This is a genomic window from Arcobacter thermotolerans (assembly GCF_983172305.1).
Window position 1 is genome coordinate 223,257 of record NZ_CFAFZJ010000002.1, and the last position, 18,064, is coordinate 241,320.

Genomic DNA, 18,064 nt, shown 5'->3' on the forward strand with positions numbered 1-18,064 from the left:
TCTTTAAAACTTAAAACCTAGATTTTACCATTTTATTGATTATAGTTAATCTTTCAAAATAATTATTCCAGCAAATCTTCCAGTTTTTTTATCTTTTCTATAAGAAAAATATGGTTTATCTCCACATTTTGTACAAATATTTAATATTTCTATATTTTTTATTCCTAAATCATTTAACTGTTTTTTATTTATTCCTTGCAAATCTATGTAATTATTTTTAACAAACTCTTTTCCAAAAGAGTTCTCTACAATTTTTGATAACTCATCACTAACCTCATAACAACACTTTTGAATAGAAGCTCCAAAAACTGCATTTATATCTTCTGGATTTGAAGAAAATTTTTCAATAAAAACTTCAGCTGTTTTTTTTGAAATTTCCAAAAAAGTAGAGTTTCTTCCAGCATGAATGGCAGCAATTATTCCTTTTTTATCATCAAACATCATAATAGGAATACAATCAGCAACCATAACCATAAGTGGAAGATTTTTACTTCTTGTGATTATTGAGTCACAATTATCTACTAATTTTGGACTATTTTCATCTACAACAATAATATTTGAACTATGAATTTGATTCATATAGATTAAATCTTCATAATTATAACCTAGCTTTAAAGCCAGATTTTTTCTATTTTTTATTACATTTATTTCATTATCTTCTACATGAAATGCTAAATTACCATCATTTTCATCAGTAAAAGTGTAAAAAACTCTATTTTCCATCTGCTCTTCTTTTTATTTGCTTTTGATATAATTTAGCCAAAAAATCTTTAAGGATAAATTTTGAGTAGATTCGACGAAAAAGCAAAAGATTGGGACAAAAAAAATGTAAGTCTTGAAAAATCTGAAGCTTGTATAAAACATTTAAAAAATATTATAGATTTTAAAAATATAAAAAACATTCTTGATTATGGTTGTGGAACTGGTCTTATTGCATTTGATTTAGTAGAAAAGAATAATCAGGTACTAGGTCTTGATAGTTCAAATGGCATGGTTGAAGAGTTCAATAAAAAAGCAAAAGATAGGAAACTTACAAATATCAAAGCAAAAAAACACGATATTTTAAATGACGATTTAGGAGAGAACTGCTTTGATTTGATTGTTATTTCAATGTCACTTCATCACATAGAAAATCTTGATATATTTTTTGAAAAGAGTTTTAAAGCTTTAAGAAATGGTGGTTATTTATGCATTAATGATTTAGAGAAAGAAGATGGAACTTTTCACAAAAAACATAATAATGAAGGAGTTTTTCACTTTGGATTTACTCAAGAAGAGCTTGAAACAATTTCCAAAAAAGTTGGTTTTTCTAACTTTATTTTTGAAAGAGTTTTTATTTATAAAAGAGATTATGGAGAGTTTCCTATCTTTAATTTTTATGCAAAAAAACTTTAAATAAAGGCGATAAATAAAATGAAAAAATTTTGTATATTTGGCAATCCTGTTGCTCACTCAAAATCTCCACAAATGCAAAATGCAGGATTTAAATATCTAAATCTTGATGCTTCTTATGAAAAATTTTATTTAGAAAATGGTGACAATATAAAAGAAGAATTTATAAAAAATAGTTTTAGCGGTGCAAATATAACTGTTCCTCATAAAGAGATAGCTTTTAAGCAAGCAGATATTGTAAGAGGAATTGCACAAAAAATAGAGGCTGTAAATACTTACATAAAAGAAGATGAAAAAGTTGTAGCCTACAATACAGATGCACCTGGATTTTTAAAAGCAATTGAAAGTTTTGGAAATATAAAAAGAGTTCTAGTTTTAGGTGCTGGTGGAACTGCAAAAGCTATAGCTTTGATTTTACAAGAACAAAATATTGATGTAGTAGTTCTAAATAGAAGTAAAGAAAAACTAGAATTTTTTAAAAATAATGGTATAAAAGCTTTTAGTTTTGAAGATTTTGATTTTAAAAATGAAAAGTTTGATTTAGTTGTAAACTCAACAAGTGCTGGTTTAAAAGATGATTTATTACCAACTCCTAAAGAGATACTTGAAAATATTTTAAGTAAGTCATCTTTTGCTTTTGACTGTATTTATGGAAAAATAACTCCATTTTTAGCCTTGGCAAAAAATTTAAATAATAAAATAAAAGATGGTGAAGATATGCTTTTATTTCAAGGTGTCCTTGCCTTCGAACTTTTTACCAAAACAAAAGCCGATGAGAAATTAGTTGAAGCTATGAGAAGAGGTTTAAAAGGTGAGTAAAAAGTCTATAAAATAGACTTTTTACTTTTTATTTAAAAGATTTATAAATGAAAATCTATCTTTCACTTCAAGCTTTAAATAGATATTTTTTATATGCGATTTTACTGTATTTATAGATAATTTTAACTCTTCACTAATTTTTGTATTCGATAGCCCATCTTTTAATAATATTGCTACTTGCTGCTCAGCTTTAGAGAGTTGATTTAAAACATCTTTTTGATTTAAACTATCACTATTTAATTTGCTTAAAATTTCCATTGTTATATCTGGAATTAACCAAGTTAAACCATTGTTTATTGTTTGAATTGCTGATTTTAAATAAATATCATTCATCATACTATTTCCATAACCATGAACACCTAAAAGTAACCAATTTTGAGCATTTATAAGTTTTGGAGTACTCTCTAGTATTAAAATTTTATTTCCATTTTCTAACAATATTTCAATAGTTTCTTCCTCTTTATCAAGATTTACAGAAGTATTTATAATAATAAGATTCTCTTTTAAAGTAAGTAACTCTTCCCTATTTTCTATATTTTTTAAATCATAATCAATAAGACTATTTTTCATTTTTTCATAGTCTCTTTTTAGATTTGTATATAAAGAAATTTTTTTCATACTCAAATACCCCCTATTTTTTAATGTTATCTCTCTGTAAATGTATATGTTTTCGTTTTTAAGATTGGTTTTAAAATATAATCAAGAACTGTTTTTTTACCAGTTAAAATATCAACATCTGCTATCATACCTGGAATAATATGTTTTTGATTTTTTTCATCGCCTATATAGTTCTTCTCTGTTTCAATTCTTACAATATAAAAAGTTTTTTCATCTTTTTCAACTATTGTATCTGGGCTTATATTTATAACATGACCATCAAGTCCACCAAAAATAGAGAAATCAAATGCTGAAAATTTAACAATAGCTTTTTGCCCTTGATATATAAATGCTATATCTTTTGGTAAAATCTTTACTTCAACTATTAAATTACTATCAGTAGGAACTATCTCCAATAAATCTTGAGCAGGTTTAATACTTCCACCAACAGTATTTATATGAAGTTTTTGAACAATTCCATTTGAAGGAGATTTTACAACAGTTCTTGCAACTTGGTCACTTGAAGCTAATTTATTTGCTTCAACATCTTTAAGATTATTAATTGCTTCATTTAACTTCTCTCTTATTGTTGCATCATTTATCTCATTTGTCTCATCTATTTTTTTATTTAACTCTAAAATCTCTGAATTAATTTTATCAACAGATAAAGTAACACTTTGAAGTTTATTTTTAGCATCGCTCTCTTCTCTTTGTAACTTTAAAAAATCAACTTGAGATCTAATTCCTCTTTCAACCATTGGTTTAGTCATAGTTACCTCTTTTGAAATAGCTCCAACACTAAATTTCATATGCTCAATAGTCTGTTTTGCATCTTTTAGGTCATTCTCTTTTTGTTTTATCTGCTCTTTTAATATAGATATTTTTGACTCTAACTGCTTTTGATTTGTTAAATAAAGCTCATTTTCATTATCTAAAAACTCATTTAATTCTTGATTTTCACCTTTAGTGTACTCAAAAGGAGCTCGCTTTAACTCTGCTTCTAATCTTTTAATTTGAGCTTGCAGATAATAAGACTTTATCTCATTTGACATAGCCGTACTTGTACCTTTTTCGTTTGAAATTCTAATCAATACTTGGTCTTTTTCAACTATATCGCCCTCTTTTACTAAAATCTCCTGAACTATTCCACCTTCAAGATTTTGAACTATCTGATTTTGACCATTTGGAACAACCTTTCCACTTCCCCTTGCTATTTCATCAATTTCGGCAAAAGCAGCCCAAGTAATAAATAAAAATATTGTAATACAAAAAGAGATTAAAACCCAGTGAAGTTTTTTTGATGAGCTAAAAACAACAGCAGCACTTAAACTCTTCATATACTCATAATCATTTTTGTTTAGTGTAGTTTTGGGAAGTTTTAGGTTATCGTTATTATTAAATAGTTTAAAAATCTCTTTTAATCTATTTACTTCTGGACTATTTAAAAACTCTTTTATCTTATTCATTGTTTTTCACCACTATTTCCAAGTTTATTTATAATTTCATCTTTTGGACCATCTAAAACTTTAGACCCAAAATTCATAACTATTATTCTATCAACTAAATCTACCATACTCATTTTTTGAGTAACTAAAAGTAGTGTTTTTCCTTCTACTTTACTCATTAAATTATTTAAAACTATACTTTCACTTGTCTGATCCATAGCATTTGTAGGCTCATCAAACATCCAAATATCCGAATTATTTATCAAAGCTCTTGCAATTCCTACACTTTGTCTTTGCCCTCCACTAAGTCCTGAACCTCTTTCTCCTAAAGGCATATCATAACCAGCAGGATGCATTCTTACAAACTCATCTGTTCCACTTATTTTTGAGCACTCTAACATCCACTCATCATCTATAAATTTATGAATTCCTAAAATATTTTGTTTTATTGTTCCACCAAAAAGATGAATATCTTGAGGAACATAACTAATACCTTTTCTTAAATCAGCTGGATCAATTTGTGCTATATCTATACCATCTATTAAAATAGTTCCCTCTTCTGGTTCATATAGTTTTAAAATAAGTTTTGCAATAGTTGATTTTCCGCTTCCAATTCTTCCAATAAAAGCAACTTTTTCACCCTCTTTTATAGTAAAACTTACATTTCTTAAGGCATATGATTCACTATTTGGATATCTAAAACTTACATTTCTAAACTCAATATTTCCACTTAAATTTGTTTTTTTAACAAACTCTTTAGAAAATGGTCTCTCTTGTGGTTTATTTATAATATCATCCAACATTTTAAAAGATTGCTTAGTATCTTCATAGTTTGTAATTAGTGAAACTATTTGCCCCATAGGTGCAATTGCACGACCTGATAAAATCATAGTAGCAATTAAACCTCCCATTGTAAGTTGGAAATCTTGAATTAAATAAACTCCAAAAACAACAATTAAAACTGTATTTAAACCAGTTAAAAGACCTGTAACAGTTGGAATAGAAGCAGATATTAGTTTTGATTTAAGACCTTTATTTGCTATTTCACCAGTTGATTCTTCCCAAGAGTACTGAACATTTCCAGCCATTCCTTGAGCTTTTATTGTTTCAATATTATTTAAGCTCTCTATTAAAATACCATTTTTCTTTGCACTTGCTTCATAAGTTGCTTCAATACTTTTTTTAAGTGGGTCTTTTATTATTTTTGCATAAATTATGATTAACGTGATAATAAAAATTGGAACTATCACCAAAAAACCACCTAAATATCCAATTACTATTAAAAATAAAATAGCAAATGGAAAATCAATTAATACAGTCAAAGTAGAACTTGTTAAAAAACCTCTTATACTATCAAAGCTCTTAAGATTATTTGCAAAACTCCCAACAGATTTTGGGTGTTCACTTAACTTCATATCCAAAACTTTTTCAAAAATAATTGAAGACATTATAATATCACTCTTTTTCCCAGCCATTTCTAGAAAATAGGTTCTAATAAACTTTAAAATGGCATCAAGAATAAATACAACAACAATACCAATAGTAAAAACAAGAAGTGTCTCTTGTGCATTATTTGGAATAACCCTATCATAAACATTCATAGTAAAAAGTGGAGTTGCAAGTACAAAAAGGTTTATTAAAATCGAAGCTATTATACAATCAATATAAATCTTTTTTGAAACTCCTAAAGTACTCCAAAACCAATGTTTTTGATTATTAATTGCTAAAGTCTTTTTACCATTATCATGCTCATATTCATAAACTTTTTTGAGCATAAAAGCATAACCTAAATATTCATCTTCAAGCTTTTGCACCTCAACCCACTCTTCAAGAGGATCATCAATTCCAGCAAAAATAATCTTTGCTTTTGTTCTATCTTCATTAAAAGAGTCCAAAATACAACTATTTTCATTTGATAAAAGTAGTATTACAGGAAGTTGTATATTTAAAATATCTTTAATTGGTTTTTCAACAATAGTTGTTTTAAGACCAGCTCTTGCTGCTGCTCTACTAAACATAGATTTAGAACTATTTTTAGAAAATAGAAGCTGATCTGCTTCATTATTACCAAGAGGTAATCCCTGAAGCAAAGATTCAGCAGAAAATGACTTATGAAAAAGCCTAGTATAAAGAACTAAAGAGTCCAACAAAGTATCATTTTTGCGTAAACTTTTATTTACCATTAACTTGTGTCCTAATTTTTATTTTTTTATTAGCACAGCCTCTATTCTTCTATTTGTAGCTCTTCCCTCTTCTGTATCATTACTCATGATTGGTTCTTCAAAACCTTTTCCTGTAGACGTTATTCTTGAAGATGGAACACCATTTTGAACTAAAATATTTTTAATAGCTTCTGCTCTTTTTAAAGATAGTTCTAAATTATATTTAGCACTATTTTTGTAACTGTTTTTATTGATTTCATTTGAACTTTGACTTGCATGACCCGTAATATTAGCTTCAAAATCCTTGTTTTCTAATAAATAATTAGCAAAAGCTTTAACTTTTTCTAAACTACTTCCTATTACTTTATCACTATCGTTTTCAAATAATACTTGAAGATTAATACTATTTGCACAACCTTTTTCATTTACCATTTGACCACTTGGAGTATTTGGACACTCATCAAGTTCATTTATAACTCCATCACCATCACTATCGTTATTTGTAATTGAAGATTTTGGAACATATAAAGCTGCTACAACAACATCATTTAAACTTGCATCGCTTCTAACTGTTTGTGTATATGTTTTATCTAAATCTGCTCTTGATTGTGTAACTATTATTTTCTCATCTACACCTTTTTTTACAAGTTCTGCTTTAAGTGAGTTTGCATACTCTAAACCTTTATCAAAACTTGCCTCTTTGTTTTTTGTAGCTCTTGTATTTCCTATTAGAGTTACAACTGCATTTGTACCGTTATACTCTTTAAGATTTTTTGCCATTTCATCTATTTTTGATTCATCTTTGTTATTCATATTTACAAAATCAAATCTTTTTATCATAGCAAAATCGTCGTACATTAGATGTTTATCCATAGAAGTTGATTCAATATTTTTATTTGCAGCAACATTAAACTCATAATCATATAGCCCTTTTTTACTCTCTTTTTTCGGACTATTTTCATCATAAGCTAAAACACTACTTATATACTCACCACTTGTCATATTAAATTTATTCTCAACTCCAATAGGACAACCATCTACACCAACAACTGCACCAAATGGAGTATCAGGACACTTATCTTTACTATCAGGAATTCCATCAAAGTCGCTATCTTTTTCCTCTTTGTTACAACCATCAGCACCAATATCATTGTTTCCTACAACAGAGTTATCACAAATATCAAGATGATCTACAACTTTGTCATTATCAACATCTAATAGTACTGGTATTTCATCTTTTGCCAAATCAAGTGGATTTGTAGTTGTTTTTATAATTTTTGCATAATCTTTATCATCTAAAACTGAACTAACAAGCATTCCCATAGCATCTAAAATTCTATATTGTGCAAAAAGTCTATCCATTTGTGCATTTATAATTTGTGCCTTAGAGCTTATCAAGTCATTTTGAGCAGATAAAAGGTCAAGAAGTGTTCTTCTTCCCATCTCATATTCACTTTGATAGCTTGAAAGTGTCTCTTCTGAATACTCATAATATTTATATAATTCAGTTAGCTGTTTTCCAAGCATCTCATAAGCACTCCATGAAAGTTCTAGACCTTCTATAGTTTGTCTTTTTAAATCTCTTTGAAGCTCAAGCTCTTTATTTATTGTACTTCTACTTTTTTGTAAATCAGCACTATGAGCTCCACCTTTAAATAAATTCCAATTTAAAACAGCATATATTCTTTGTCTATCATCAGCACTATCAAAGCCATTATCTTTTGTATAGTCATTAAACATTTGTTCAGCTTCTATATCAACACTAGGCATAAATTTACTTTTTTTCTCTCTATAAAGTGCTTGTGCACCTTTAATATTATAACTACTTACAATCATTGAAGGATTATTTTGTATTGCTATCATAGTAGCTCTTTGTTTACTCTCTGGCATTGCAAGGTCAAGTTTTGGAACCTCTAGTGTTCCTACATTTACGCTTCTTCCATAAAGTCTTTTAAATTTAAACTCTTTATCCATAGTATTGTTTTGTTGAACAACCAAATTTGAATTTGCCAAAGATAAAGATGCATATATTTTTGTCATCTCTGATTTTGTTGTAAGTCCTTGATCATAAAGTGATTGTACATCTTCATAGATTTTTTTGTTTATTACAACATTATCTTTTGCATTTTGCAATAGTTGATAACTTCTTAAAAGGTCAATATAAGCTTGTGTCATATTAAATGCTATATCATTTGCATTTTCTAAATAGTGATAAGCAGCTCCAAAAACTCTAGCTTCTTGATAATTTATCTTTTCTGTTGTACTAAAACCATTGAAAATATTTTGTGTAAGCTTTAATGAGTTTGTATAGTGAGAGTATGAACTATCTCTTACAGTATGATTGAAGCTAGAATTTCCACTATCTTTTAAATCTCCACTATTATTTCTTCCTATAGTTCCTCTATAATCTAAAGATGGTAGCCATTCAGATTTTGCAATATTTAAATCTTCCCTAGTTTCATTTAAGTTTTTAAGCCTCTCTTGAACTACTGGATTTGTCTCTAAAACTTCATTTAAAGTCTCTTTTAAAGTTAAAGCATTTGCATTTATAGAAAATAAGCAAGTAGCTGTAACCATACTTAAAATAACTTTTTTAACATTCATTACTATCTCCCCTAAACTCTTTTTATTTGTAAGTAAGCTGGAATTCTAGCAAAAATAGGTTGTTTTTTTACTTAAAATATCCAAAAATATTATTTTATAAAAATATAACATTTACTATTCTATTTTTAAAGAATTTATAGATATAAATAATTTTTCAAAATATAAATTATTATTAAATTTAGTAAAAAAATATCAACTAAACTTAAATCTAATTTCAACTTTGCTACAATATATCTAACATTTTTAACAAAGGATTTTTTATAAAAACTTTTCAAAACTTAAAACTAAATGAAAACATTTTAAAAGCCATAGATGATTTGGGATATACTAACCCAACTGCTATTCAAGAAAAAGCTATTCCTATTGCCTTAGGAAAAAGAGATATTATAGGAGTTGCAAAAAGTGGAACAGGAAAAAGTTGTGCATTTTTACTTCCTATTTTAGAAGATTTAATAAAAGAAAAAAATAGCGAAAAAACAAATGAAAAAAAACAAAATAGTGTTTTAAGAGCTTTAATATTAGTTCCAACAAGAGAATTAGCAAAACAAATAGCAAATGCAATTGATGATTATTCAAAATATATTGATATTAAAAAAGTTGCTATTTTTGGTGGAATTTCAATAAAAGACCAAGAAAAAAAGTTAAATGCTGGAGTTGATATTGCTGTTGCTACAACAGGAAGATTACTTGAACATATAAAAAACAACACTATAAATCTTTCAAGTGTGCAAAGAGTTGTAATTGATGAGCTTGATACAATGCTTGATATGGGATTTTTAGAAGAAGTTGAACAAATTTTGCCACATATTGGAAAAAATAGACAAATTTCAATGTTTAGTGCAACTATAAATTCAACAGTAAAAAAACTTGCGAAAGAGTTTTTAACAGATCCTGTTGTAATTGAAGTGACAAATCAAAGAGATCATGTTGAAAAAATAGAACATCAAATAGTTCTTGTAGATGAAGATAAAAAAAGTGAACTTTTATCATATTTAATAGGTTCAAGAAATATATCTCAAGTATTGGTTTTTGTAAATAGAAAATTAGAAGCTGATGATTTAGTAGAAAATCTAAATCTTGATGGTTTAAAAGCATCTTGTATCCACGGCGATATAAGACAAAGTTCAAGAGCATTGGCTTTGAGAAAATTTAAAGAAAAAGAACTTAGAGTTTTAGTTTGTACAGATATTGCAGCACGTGGAATTGATATAGAAAATCTTCCTTGTGTAATAAATTTTGCTCTACCTGAAACAATAAATGATTTTACTCATAGAGTTGGAAGAACTGCAAGGGCTGGAAATGATGGAGTTGCTATAACACTTTTAAGTGTAAAAGATTATAAACTTATGGCTGAAATAGAAAAAGAGTTAATACTTAAAATTCCTAGAGTTGAGCTTGAAGGATTTGCTACAAAAGAGAAAAAACCAAGAACAAAAATAAGAGAAAAAAAATCTATAAAAGATAAAAAATTTGATTCAAAACAAAGAGAAAGTAAAGATAAAACAAAAAATAAAAAACCAAATAAGAGTAAATTTAGAAAAACAACAAAGAGAGGATAAATATGCAAAATAAGAATATTAAAACATTAAAAGAGTTGGCAAAAAAAGGTGGTCTTGCTACATTTTTGATTTTAGGATTAAATGCTTGCAATGATAACTCAAACCAAAATAATCAGTCAAATGGAACTTTTACAAATGCAAGCCAACAAGAAGGTGCTTTTGTTATAGTTGAAAAAGCTCTTGATGGAAGCTATAAAATTGCAGATGAGTTTCCAGCTGCAAAAACTACAATAGTTCTTAGAAATCCAGATGGAACTGAAAGAATCTTATCACAAGAAGAGATTGATAAACTTGTTAAAGAAGAAGAGGCAAAAATAGATGCGGGAACATCACCTCTTACAAACCCAGAAATGAGTAGTGGAGGAATGGGGCTTGGTGGAGTATTATTATCTTCAATAGCAGGAGCAATGATAGGTTCTTGGCTTGGAAACAAACTATTTAATAACCAAAATTTCCAAAACCAAAAAGCAGCTCAATACAAATCTCCACAAACTTATAGTAAATCTCAAAGTTCATTTAATAAACCATCAAGTACAGCTGGAGCTACAAAACAAAGTGGTTTTTTTGGTGGCAATAATCAAAATTCAAGCCAAAACAATAATAGTACAAAATCTACAACTCAAAGTACAGGAGGTTGATATGAAATTAGAAAAAATAGAAGCACTAACACCTGAATATTTAGAAAGTATTGGATTTACTTGGCACACAGATAGTGATGATAGTTCATATATTTGTGATAAACTAGTAGTAATATCAGAAGATGAAGCAAATGCTTATTATGAGGCAACAAATGAACTTTATGATATGGTGACTGAAACTGCTCAATTTGTAATAGATAATGAACTCTTTCATGAACTAAATATACCTTTTAACCTAGTAGAACTTGTAAAAGAGTCTTGGGAAAATGATGTTCATTGGCATTTATATTCAAGATTTGATTTAGCTGGTGGTGTGAACGGTAAACCAATTAAATTAATTGAATTTAATGCAGATACACCAACTTCAGTTTTTGAAACTGCAATTATTCAGTGGGCAATGCTAAAACAAAATGGTTTAGATGAAGCAGCTCAGTTTAATAATCTTTATGATGCTTTAAAAGATAATTTCAAAAGAATAATAACACTAAATAGTGATATAGAAAAATTTGATGAATACTACTCACAACTTGGTTGGAAAATACTATTTTCTAGTATTTCAACTTCAAGTGAAGATATAAATACTACAAAACTTTTAGAACATATTGCACAAGAAGCTGGATTTAATACTGATTTTGAATTCATTGAAAATGTATCATTCAGCGATGATGGTATTTTCAAAAATGATGAGCTTTTTGAGTTTTGGTTTAAACTAATTCCTTGGGAAAATATTGGAATTGAAGAGAGTGATTTAGCTTTACTTTTAACTGAAATAATAAAAGAAAAAAAAGCGATTATCTTTAATCCTGCTTATACATTAATCTTCCAATCAAAAGTATTTATGAAGATTTTATGGGATTTATATCCAAATCATCCACTTCTGCTTGAAACATCTTTTGAGCCACTAAAAGGTAAAAAATATGTAGAAAAAAGAGCCTTTGGAAGAGAGGGTGCAAATGTAAAAATTATAAATCTAGATGGTTCAACTGATATAGAAACTAATGGTGATTATGAAGGTCATAAACCAATTTATCAAGAGTACGTAGAGTTTCCAAAAGATGAAAATGGTGAATATTATCAAGCTGGAGTTTTCTATTCTTATGAAGCTTGTGCATTAGGATTTAGAAGAGGTGGAAAGATATTAAATAATATGTCAAAATTTGTTGGACATATTATTAAATAAAAGCGGGGGAGTTTAGAAACTCTCCCACTCATCTGCATTTGTTTTTGTATCTTCTACTTTTTTATTTTCTATTTTTTCTACTTTATTTTCATTACTATTTAGAGTTAAGGAAATATCTTTTTTACTATTTTTAAACATTTTTTCAAAATCATCTTCAACACTATTTTTACCAGAAAACTCTTTTGAATTCGCATTTTCAAGTATTTTTTTAGCCATAGAAGAAGCTTCTCCTGCAATATCACTAGCAACTCTAGCAATATTTGCATTCTCTTGAGTTTGTTTGTCTAAAGATGAAACAGCATCATTTATCTGCTCAACTCCTCTTTGCTGCTCTTTTGAAGAGCTTGTTATATCTTGTATTAAAGAAATAGTTTGATTTATAGAGCTATTTAATCCTTTATAACCTTCTATCATACTACTTGCTATTTGTTTTCCATCATTTGCTTTTGATGTAGCACTTTCAACTATATTTTTAATCTCTTTTGCGGCTTCTGCACTTCTACTTGCAAGATTTCGTACCTCTTGAGCAACAACTGCAAATCCTTTTCCAGCTTCTCCAGCAGTTGCTGCTTCAACTGCTGCATTTAATGAAAGAATATTTGTTTGAAATGCTATTTGGTCAATTACGCTTATAGCTTCATTTACAAGATTTACTTGAGTATTTATCTCATCCATAGATAAAGCAGTTTTGTTTGCCAAATCTTGTCCCAAAGATGCTGCATTTGTAACATCTTTTGCAATATTTGACATTTCACTTATTTTATTATTAGAGTTTACAATACTACTTGTAACCTCTTCTAAAGCAGCTGCTGTCTCCTCTAGTCTTGCTGCTGCATCATTTGAGCTATTATTTAATTTATCAACATTTATTAACAACTCATTTGAAGATTTATCCAAAATAAGACCATTTAGCTTATCTTTTTTAAGCATATCATTAATAGCGCTTCTTAGTTGATTTATGTTATTGATTAAAGCTTCAAAAACACCACCTTTTTCAATTCCATCTAGCTTTAACTCTTCTCTATAGTTATATTTTACATACTCTTCCAAAATATTGTTTACTTGTATAAAGTTTTGTTTTGTAGAACTTATCATATCGTTTATACTATTTTTTAAAGTAGATAAAATCTCATCTGATGTATCTTCTTTAATCAATTGACTATAATATCCATGCTTTACTCTATTTACAACAACAAAAACATCATCTATAAGTTTTTTATCTTCTAAAGTTCTATTTTCTATAATTTTTATATTATCATTTACTACTTTTGCCATAGCTCCGAATTCATCGCTATTTTTAATATCTATATACTCAACTTTAGAGTTATGTTTATTCATAAAGTCAAAAAATGATGTAAGTCCTTTTTTAAACTTATTTAACGATTGAATTATATCTCTTGAAAGAAGTAATAAAGACAAAATAACTATTAAAACAAGAACTAAAGATTCAATAATTATAATATTTTTCAAAGCTTTCATCTGATTGTTATAAAGTTCTGATTGAAGTGTGTAGTCTTCTTCTTTCTCTTTTATAAGCTTAGAGAAATTTTCTCTACTTTTATTTGCAAGTGGTGTTGCATCTTTTTTATAGGCTTGATACATTGCTGCTAAAACTTCTGGAGTTCTCTCAACAGTTTGTAGAGATTTCATCTTTTTATATCCATCTTCTATAAAATCAAGAACTGTTTTTTTTACTTCCAAAACAACATTTTTTTCAGCTTCATTTTGAGAAGTTTGAAGTAAACCATCGAAAGATTTTATGATATTTTCTCTACTTTTTTCTAAATTTTTTATATTATTATCATAAGAATTTCCAAGCATAATATCTCTTGAATTTCTAGCCACAAAGTTTAACTCTTTTTCAACTTCCAAAACATAAAATTTACCAGCAACTGCCCTATCTTTGAATATATTAAAGTTCTTTTCTGTGTTTAAAAGATTATTAAACTTCAAAAGCCCTGTAATAAGAATTGTAACAAAAATAACGACAGCAAACAGCATCATTTTTTTTGCAATCGTAAAATTTAACCCTTCCATCATATCTCCCTCTTTATATTTTAATGATAATTAAATATAACATAATTAAATAATTAAACTATAACAAATAATATAGTTTTAGATATTGCTTAGTAAAAAATGATACAATATTACTCAAAAATTTATAGAGAAGATAAAATATGACAAAAGAAGAGTATGAAAAAAATATAGAAAAATTAATATCTTGGGCAAAAGCATATTATGTTGATGATGAGCCAATAGCAAGTGATGAAGAGTATGATAAATTAGCAAGAGCGTGTTTAGAATTTGAAAATAATAACAAAAATTTAATAAATCCAAATTCACCAAACAGAAGAGTTGGTGGAGCTATTTTAAAAGGATTTAAAAAAGCAAATCATTTAAGCCGTATGTGGTCACAAGAAGATGTTTTTAATGACAAAGAGCTTGAAGATTGGATAAAAAGAGCTTCTAAAGTTGGTGACAATTTAGAGTTCTTTTGTCAGCCAAAGTTTGATGGAGCCTCTTTAAATCTTATTTATGAGAATGGTATATTAAAACAAGCTATTACTAGAGGTGATGGAGAAATAGGAGAAGATGTTACACAAAATGCTATGACGATACAATCTATACCTTTAGAAATTGCGGAAAAATCTCTTATTGAAATAAGAGGTGAAGTTGTAATTAAAAAAAGTGATTTTGAAGCTATAAATATTGAAAGATTAAAAAACAGTGAATCAACTTTTGCAAATCCAAGGAATGCAGCAGCTGGAAGTTTAAGACAACTTGATTCTTCTATTACTTCAAAAAGAAAGCTCTTTTTTAATGCTTGGGGAGTTGGTCAAAATAGTTTAAATTTTGAAAAAACATCTGCTATGATGGATTACATATTCTCTTTAGGATTTGTAAAAACTCCTATGCAAACCTTAGTAAAAAATATAGATGATATAAAAAAATTATATGAAAATATGATAAAAAAAAGAGATACTTTTCCTATGCTTTTAGATGGAATGGTTATAAAAATAGATGATATTACGACTCAACAAGATTTAGGTTTTACTCAAAAATTTCCAAGATGGTCTTGTGCATATAAATTTCCAGCAGTAGAAAAAACTACAAAATTAAAAGATATTATTTTACAAGTTGGAAGAACAGGTGTTGTAACTCCTGTTGCAATAGTTGAACCAGTTTTAATTGAAGGTGCAAATGTAGAACGTGCTACTTTACATAATTTTGATGAGATACAAAGACTTGATTTAAAAATTGGTGATGAGATAATAATAATAAGAAGTGGAGATGTAATCCCAAAAATTACAAAAGTTTTAAAAGATAGAAGAGATGGAAATGAAAAAGAGATTTTAAAACCAACTATTTGCCCTGATTGTTCTAGTGAACTTTTAATAGAAGATATTATGATTAAATGTCAAAATCTTGACTGTCCATCAAGAGTAGTAAACTCTATAATCTATTTTGCTAGTAAAAACTGCTTAAATATAGATGGATTAGGAGATAAAATTGTAGAACTTTTAGTAAATGAAAAAAAGATTTTTGATATTTTAGACTTGTACTCTTTAAAATATGAGGATTTAAAAAACCTTGAAGGATTTAAAGAAAAGAAAATAAATAATCTATTAAATGCTATAGAAAATTCTAAAAATAGTGAACTATATAGAGTTCTTACTGCTTTGGGAATAGAACATATTGGGGAAGTTGCTTCAAAATCTATTTGTAGTAAATTTGGTTTAGATTTAGTAGATGTTTCATTTGAAGATCTTATAAGTATAGATGGAATTGGTGAACAAATGGCAAACTCTTTTTTAGAATTTTTTAGAGTAAATCGTCAATTTGTTTTAAAACTTTTTGATATTTTAAAACCAAAAGTAACTATAAAAGAAGAAGCAAAAGATAATCCATTTAAAAATAAAACGGTAGTTATAACTGGAACAATGAGCAAAAGTAGAGATGAAATAAAACTATTTTTAGAAGATTTAGGAGCAAAAGTAAGTTCTAGTGTATCTAAAAAAACAGATTTTTTAATTTATGGTGAAGATGCTGGAAGTAAATATGATAAAGCTATAGAGCTTGGAATTGAAATTTTAACAGAAGATGAAATGTATTCAAAAATATAGACTAATTCAAAATTTATTCAAAAGGTTTTAAATTCTTATAATAAAAAACGGAATAATATCCGTTTTTTATCATCTTTTATACGTGATAATTTGGTGCTTCATTTGTAATTGTTACATCATGAACATGAGACTCTCTAAGTCCTGCACTTGTAATTTCAACAAATTCTGCTGTATCTTGGAAAGTTGCGATATCTTTGCTTCCTAAATACCCCATAGAACTTCTCAAACCACCAACCATTTGATGAATAATATCAGCAATAGTTCCTCTATAAGCAACTCTTCCTTCAATTCCTTCAGGTACTAGTTTATCAGCTGCAGTTCCTTCTTGGAAATATCTATCAGTACTTCCTTTTGTCATAGCACCAATACTTCCCATTCCTCTGTAAGATTTGAATTTTCTTCCTTGATAAAGAATTACTTCACCTGGACACTCATCCGTTCCTGCTAATGCACTTCCCATCATAACACAACTAGCACCTACTGCTAATGCTTTTGCAACATCACCTGAATATTTAATCCCACCATCTGCAATTATTGGTGTTTCAGTTTTTTTAGCTTCAATAGCACACTCATCAATAGCACTCATTTGAGGAACACCAACTCCTGCAACAATTCTTGTTGTACAAATACTTCCAGGTCCAATTCCAACTTTAACACCATCAGCACCAGCTGCAATTAAATCCCTTGTTGCTTCAGCAGTTGCAACATTTCCAGCTATTAACTCAACTTTTAACTCAGCTTTTATAGCTTTTACAGTATCTAAAATACCTTTTGAATGACCATGTGCAGAGTCTAAAACTAAAACATCAACTCCAACTGCAACTAAAGCTCTAGCACGATCTAGTTGATTAACACCAATAGCAGCTCCAACTCTAAGTCTTCCAAACTCATCTTTACATGCATTTGGATACTCTATCTTTTTATTTATATCTTTTATTGTAATAAGACCAATTAATTTGTTATCTTTATTTACAATTGGTAGTTTTTCTATTTTATTTTGATGCATAATTTCAGCAGCTTGCTCTAGTGTTGTACCTTCTACTGCTGTAACTAATGGCATTTTTGTCATTTTTTCATAAACTTTAAATCTATAATCTTTTGTAAATCTCATATCTCTATTTGTTAAAATACCAACTAAAATACCATTTTCATCAACAACAGGAACTCCAGATATTTTATATGTAGCCATAATATCTTCAGCATCTTGTAAAGTTTGCTCTGGTTTTATTGTAATTGGGTCAATTATCATTCCTGACTCAGATTTTTTCACTTTTTGACACTGTAAAACTTGTGCTTCAATATCCATATTTTTATGAATTATTCCAATTCCACCAAGTCTTGCCATTGCAATTGCAGCTTGATACTCTGTAACTGTATCCATTGCAGCACTTACAAAAGGAACATTTAATTCAATATTTTTAGTTAATTTTGTTTTTGTACAAACCTCTTTTGGTAAAACTGCTGATTTTGCAGGAACAAGTAACACATCTTCAAAAGTTAAAGCTCTTTTTCTAATTCTCATCTTTATATCCTAATTATATTTT

At 28.0% G+C, this 18,064-nt stretch carries 13 protein-coding genes; 6 read left to right on the forward strand and 7 right to left on the reverse strand.

Going from position 1 to position 18,064, the window contains the following annotated elements; all coding sequences use genetic code 11:
- Window positions 1–45: 45 nt before the first annotated feature.
- A complete protein-coding gene (pgeF, locus tag AC5LG6_RS02800; protein ID WP_498585638.1) occupies window positions 46–723 on the reverse strand; it encodes a peptidoglycan editing factor PgeF in 678 nt (225 codons plus the stop codon).
- A gap of 60 nt (window positions 724–783) precedes the next feature.
- On the opposite strand from pgeF, the gene AC5LG6_RS02805 reads away from it, so the two are divergent.
- The gene (locus AC5LG6_RS02805) at window positions 784–1,395 is read left to right on the forward strand and encodes a class I SAM-dependent methyltransferase (protein WP_498585639.1); all 612 of its coding nucleotides are present in this window, start codon (window positions 784–786) and stop codon (window positions 1,393–1,395) included.
- An 18-nt stretch (window positions 1,396–1,413) separates the two neighbouring features.
- On the forward strand, window positions 1,414–2,211 hold the full coding sequence (locus AC5LG6_RS02810) for a shikimate dehydrogenase (protein ID WP_498585640.1): 798 nt from the start codon (window positions 1,414–1,416) through the stop codon (window positions 2,209–2,211).
- A gap of 21 nt (window positions 2,212–2,232) precedes the next feature.
- On the opposite strand, the gene AC5LG6_RS02815 is transcribed toward AC5LG6_RS02810, so the two are convergent.
- The 4 genes from AC5LG6_RS02815 to AC5LG6_RS02830 are packed head-to-tail and all read right to left on the reverse strand — an operon-like array spanning window position 2,233 to window position 9,019.
- Window positions 2,233–2,829, reverse strand: coding sequence for a LuxR C-terminal-related transcriptional regulator (locus AC5LG6_RS02815; protein WP_120986458.1), 597 nt, complete (start codon window positions 2,827–2,829; stop codon window positions 2,233–2,235).
- A gap of 26 nt (window positions 2,830–2,855) precedes the next feature.
- Window positions 2,856–4,274 (reverse strand): HlyD family type I secretion periplasmic adaptor subunit, encoded by a 1,419-nt coding sequence (locus AC5LG6_RS02820; RefSeq protein ID WP_498585641.1) that lies wholly within the window; start codon window positions 4,272–4,274, stop codon window positions 2,856–2,858.
- On the reverse strand, window positions 4,271–6,436 hold the full coding sequence (locus AC5LG6_RS02825; RefSeq protein ID WP_498585642.1) for a type I secretion system permease/ATPase: 2,166 nt from the start codon (window positions 6,434–6,436) through the stop codon (window positions 4,271–4,273). The genes AC5LG6_RS02820 and AC5LG6_RS02825 overlap by 4 nt, the downstream gene beginning before the upstream one ends.
- Before the next feature lie 18 nt (window positions 6,437–6,454).
- On the reverse strand, window positions 6,455–9,019 hold the full coding sequence (locus AC5LG6_RS02830; protein ID WP_498585643.1) for a TolC family outer membrane protein: 2,565 nt from the start codon (window positions 9,017–9,019) through the stop codon (window positions 6,455–6,457).
- 317 nt (window positions 9,020–9,336) lie between these two features.
- On the opposite strand from AC5LG6_RS02830, the gene AC5LG6_RS02835 reads away from it, so the two are divergent.
- The 3 genes from AC5LG6_RS02835 to AC5LG6_RS02845 are packed head-to-tail and all read left to right on the forward strand — an operon-like array spanning window position 9,337 to window position 12,396.
- The gene (locus AC5LG6_RS02835; RefSeq protein ID WP_498585644.1) at window positions 9,337–10,578 is read left to right on the forward strand and encodes a DEAD/DEAH box helicase; all 1,242 of its coding nucleotides are present in this window, start codon (window positions 9,337–9,339) and stop codon (window positions 10,576–10,578) included.
- Window positions 10,579–10,580: 2 nt separating this feature from the next.
- Window positions 10,581–11,216: a UPF0323 family lipoprotein gene (locus AC5LG6_RS02840; protein ID WP_066358530.1), complete on the forward strand. Its 636-nt coding sequence runs from the start codon at window positions 10,581–10,583 to the stop codon at window positions 11,214–11,216.
- 1 nt (window position 11,217) lies between these two features.
- Complete coding sequence (locus AC5LG6_RS02845; protein WP_498585645.1) at window positions 11,218–12,396, forward strand: glutathionylspermidine synthase family protein; 1,179 nt, start codon at window positions 11,218–11,220, stop codon at window positions 12,394–12,396.
- A gap of 12 nt (window positions 12,397–12,408) precedes the next feature.
- Here the strand turns inward: AC5LG6_RS02845 and AC5LG6_RS02850 are convergent, their stop codons facing one another.
- On the reverse strand, window positions 12,409–14,433 hold the full coding sequence (locus AC5LG6_RS02850) for a methyl-accepting chemotaxis protein (RefSeq protein ID WP_498585646.1): 2,025 nt from the start codon (window positions 14,431–14,433) through the stop codon (window positions 12,409–12,411).
- A 140-nt stretch (window positions 14,434–14,573) separates the two neighbouring features.
- Between AC5LG6_RS02850 and ligA the strand changes: the two genes are divergently transcribed.
- Window positions 14,574–16,520, forward strand: coding sequence for an NAD-dependent DNA ligase LigA (ligA, locus tag AC5LG6_RS02855; RefSeq protein WP_498585647.1), 1,947 nt, complete (start codon window positions 14,574–14,576; stop codon window positions 16,518–16,520).
- A 76-nt stretch (window positions 16,521–16,596) separates the two neighbouring features.
- On the opposite strand, the gene guaB is transcribed toward ligA, so the two are convergent.
- A complete protein-coding gene (gene guaB / locus AC5LG6_RS02860) occupies window positions 16,597–18,042 on the reverse strand; it encodes an IMP dehydrogenase (RefSeq protein ID WP_066218476.1) in 1,446 nt (481 codons plus the stop codon).
- Window positions 18,043–18,064 lie beyond the last annotated feature (22 nt).

What these genes read in the sequence shown, in the direction of transcription:
- guaB (WP_066218476.1), bottom strand. Translation starts at nt 18,042, where the DNA reads ATGAGAATTAGAAAAAGAGCTTTAACTTTTGAAGATGTGTTACTTGTT.
- AC5LG6_RS02845 (WP_498585645.1), top strand. Translation starts at nt 11,218, where the DNA reads ATGAAATTAGAAAAAATAGAAGCACTAACACCTGAATATTTAGAAAGT.
- AC5LG6_RS02840 (WP_066358530.1), top strand. Translation starts at nt 10,581, where the DNA reads ATGCAAAATAAGAATATTAAAACATTAAAAGAGTTGGCAAAAAAAGGT.
- pgeF (WP_498585638.1), bottom strand. Translation starts at nt 723, where the DNA reads ATGGAAAATAGAGTTTTTTACACTTTTACTGATGAAAATGATGGTAAT.
- ligA (WP_498585647.1), top strand. Translation starts at nt 14,574, where the DNA reads ATGACAAAAGAAGAGTATGAAAAAAATATAGAAAAATTAATATCTTGG.
- AC5LG6_RS02820 (WP_498585641.1), bottom strand. Translation starts at nt 4,274, where the DNA reads ATGAATAAGATAAAAGAGTTTTTAAATAGTCCAGAAGTAAATAGATTA.
- AC5LG6_RS02815 (WP_120986458.1), bottom strand. Translation starts at nt 2,829, where the DNA reads ATGAAAAAAATTTCTTTATATACAAATCTAAAAAGAGACTATGAAAAA.
- AC5LG6_RS02810 (WP_498585640.1), top strand. Translation starts at nt 1,414, where the DNA reads ATGAAAAAATTTTGTATATTTGGCAATCCTGTTGCTCACTCAAAATCT.
- AC5LG6_RS02850 (WP_498585646.1), bottom strand. Translation starts at nt 14,433, where the DNA reads ATGGAAGGGTTAAATTTTACGATTGCAAAAAAAATGATGCTGTTTGCT.
- AC5LG6_RS02825 (WP_498585642.1), bottom strand. Translation starts at nt 6,436, where the DNA reads ATGGTAAATAAAAGTTTACGCAAAAATGATACTTTGTTGGACTCTTTA.
- AC5LG6_RS02830 (WP_498585643.1), bottom strand. Translation starts at nt 9,019, where the DNA reads ATGAATGTTAAAAAAGTTATTTTAAGTATGGTTACAGCTACTTGCTTA.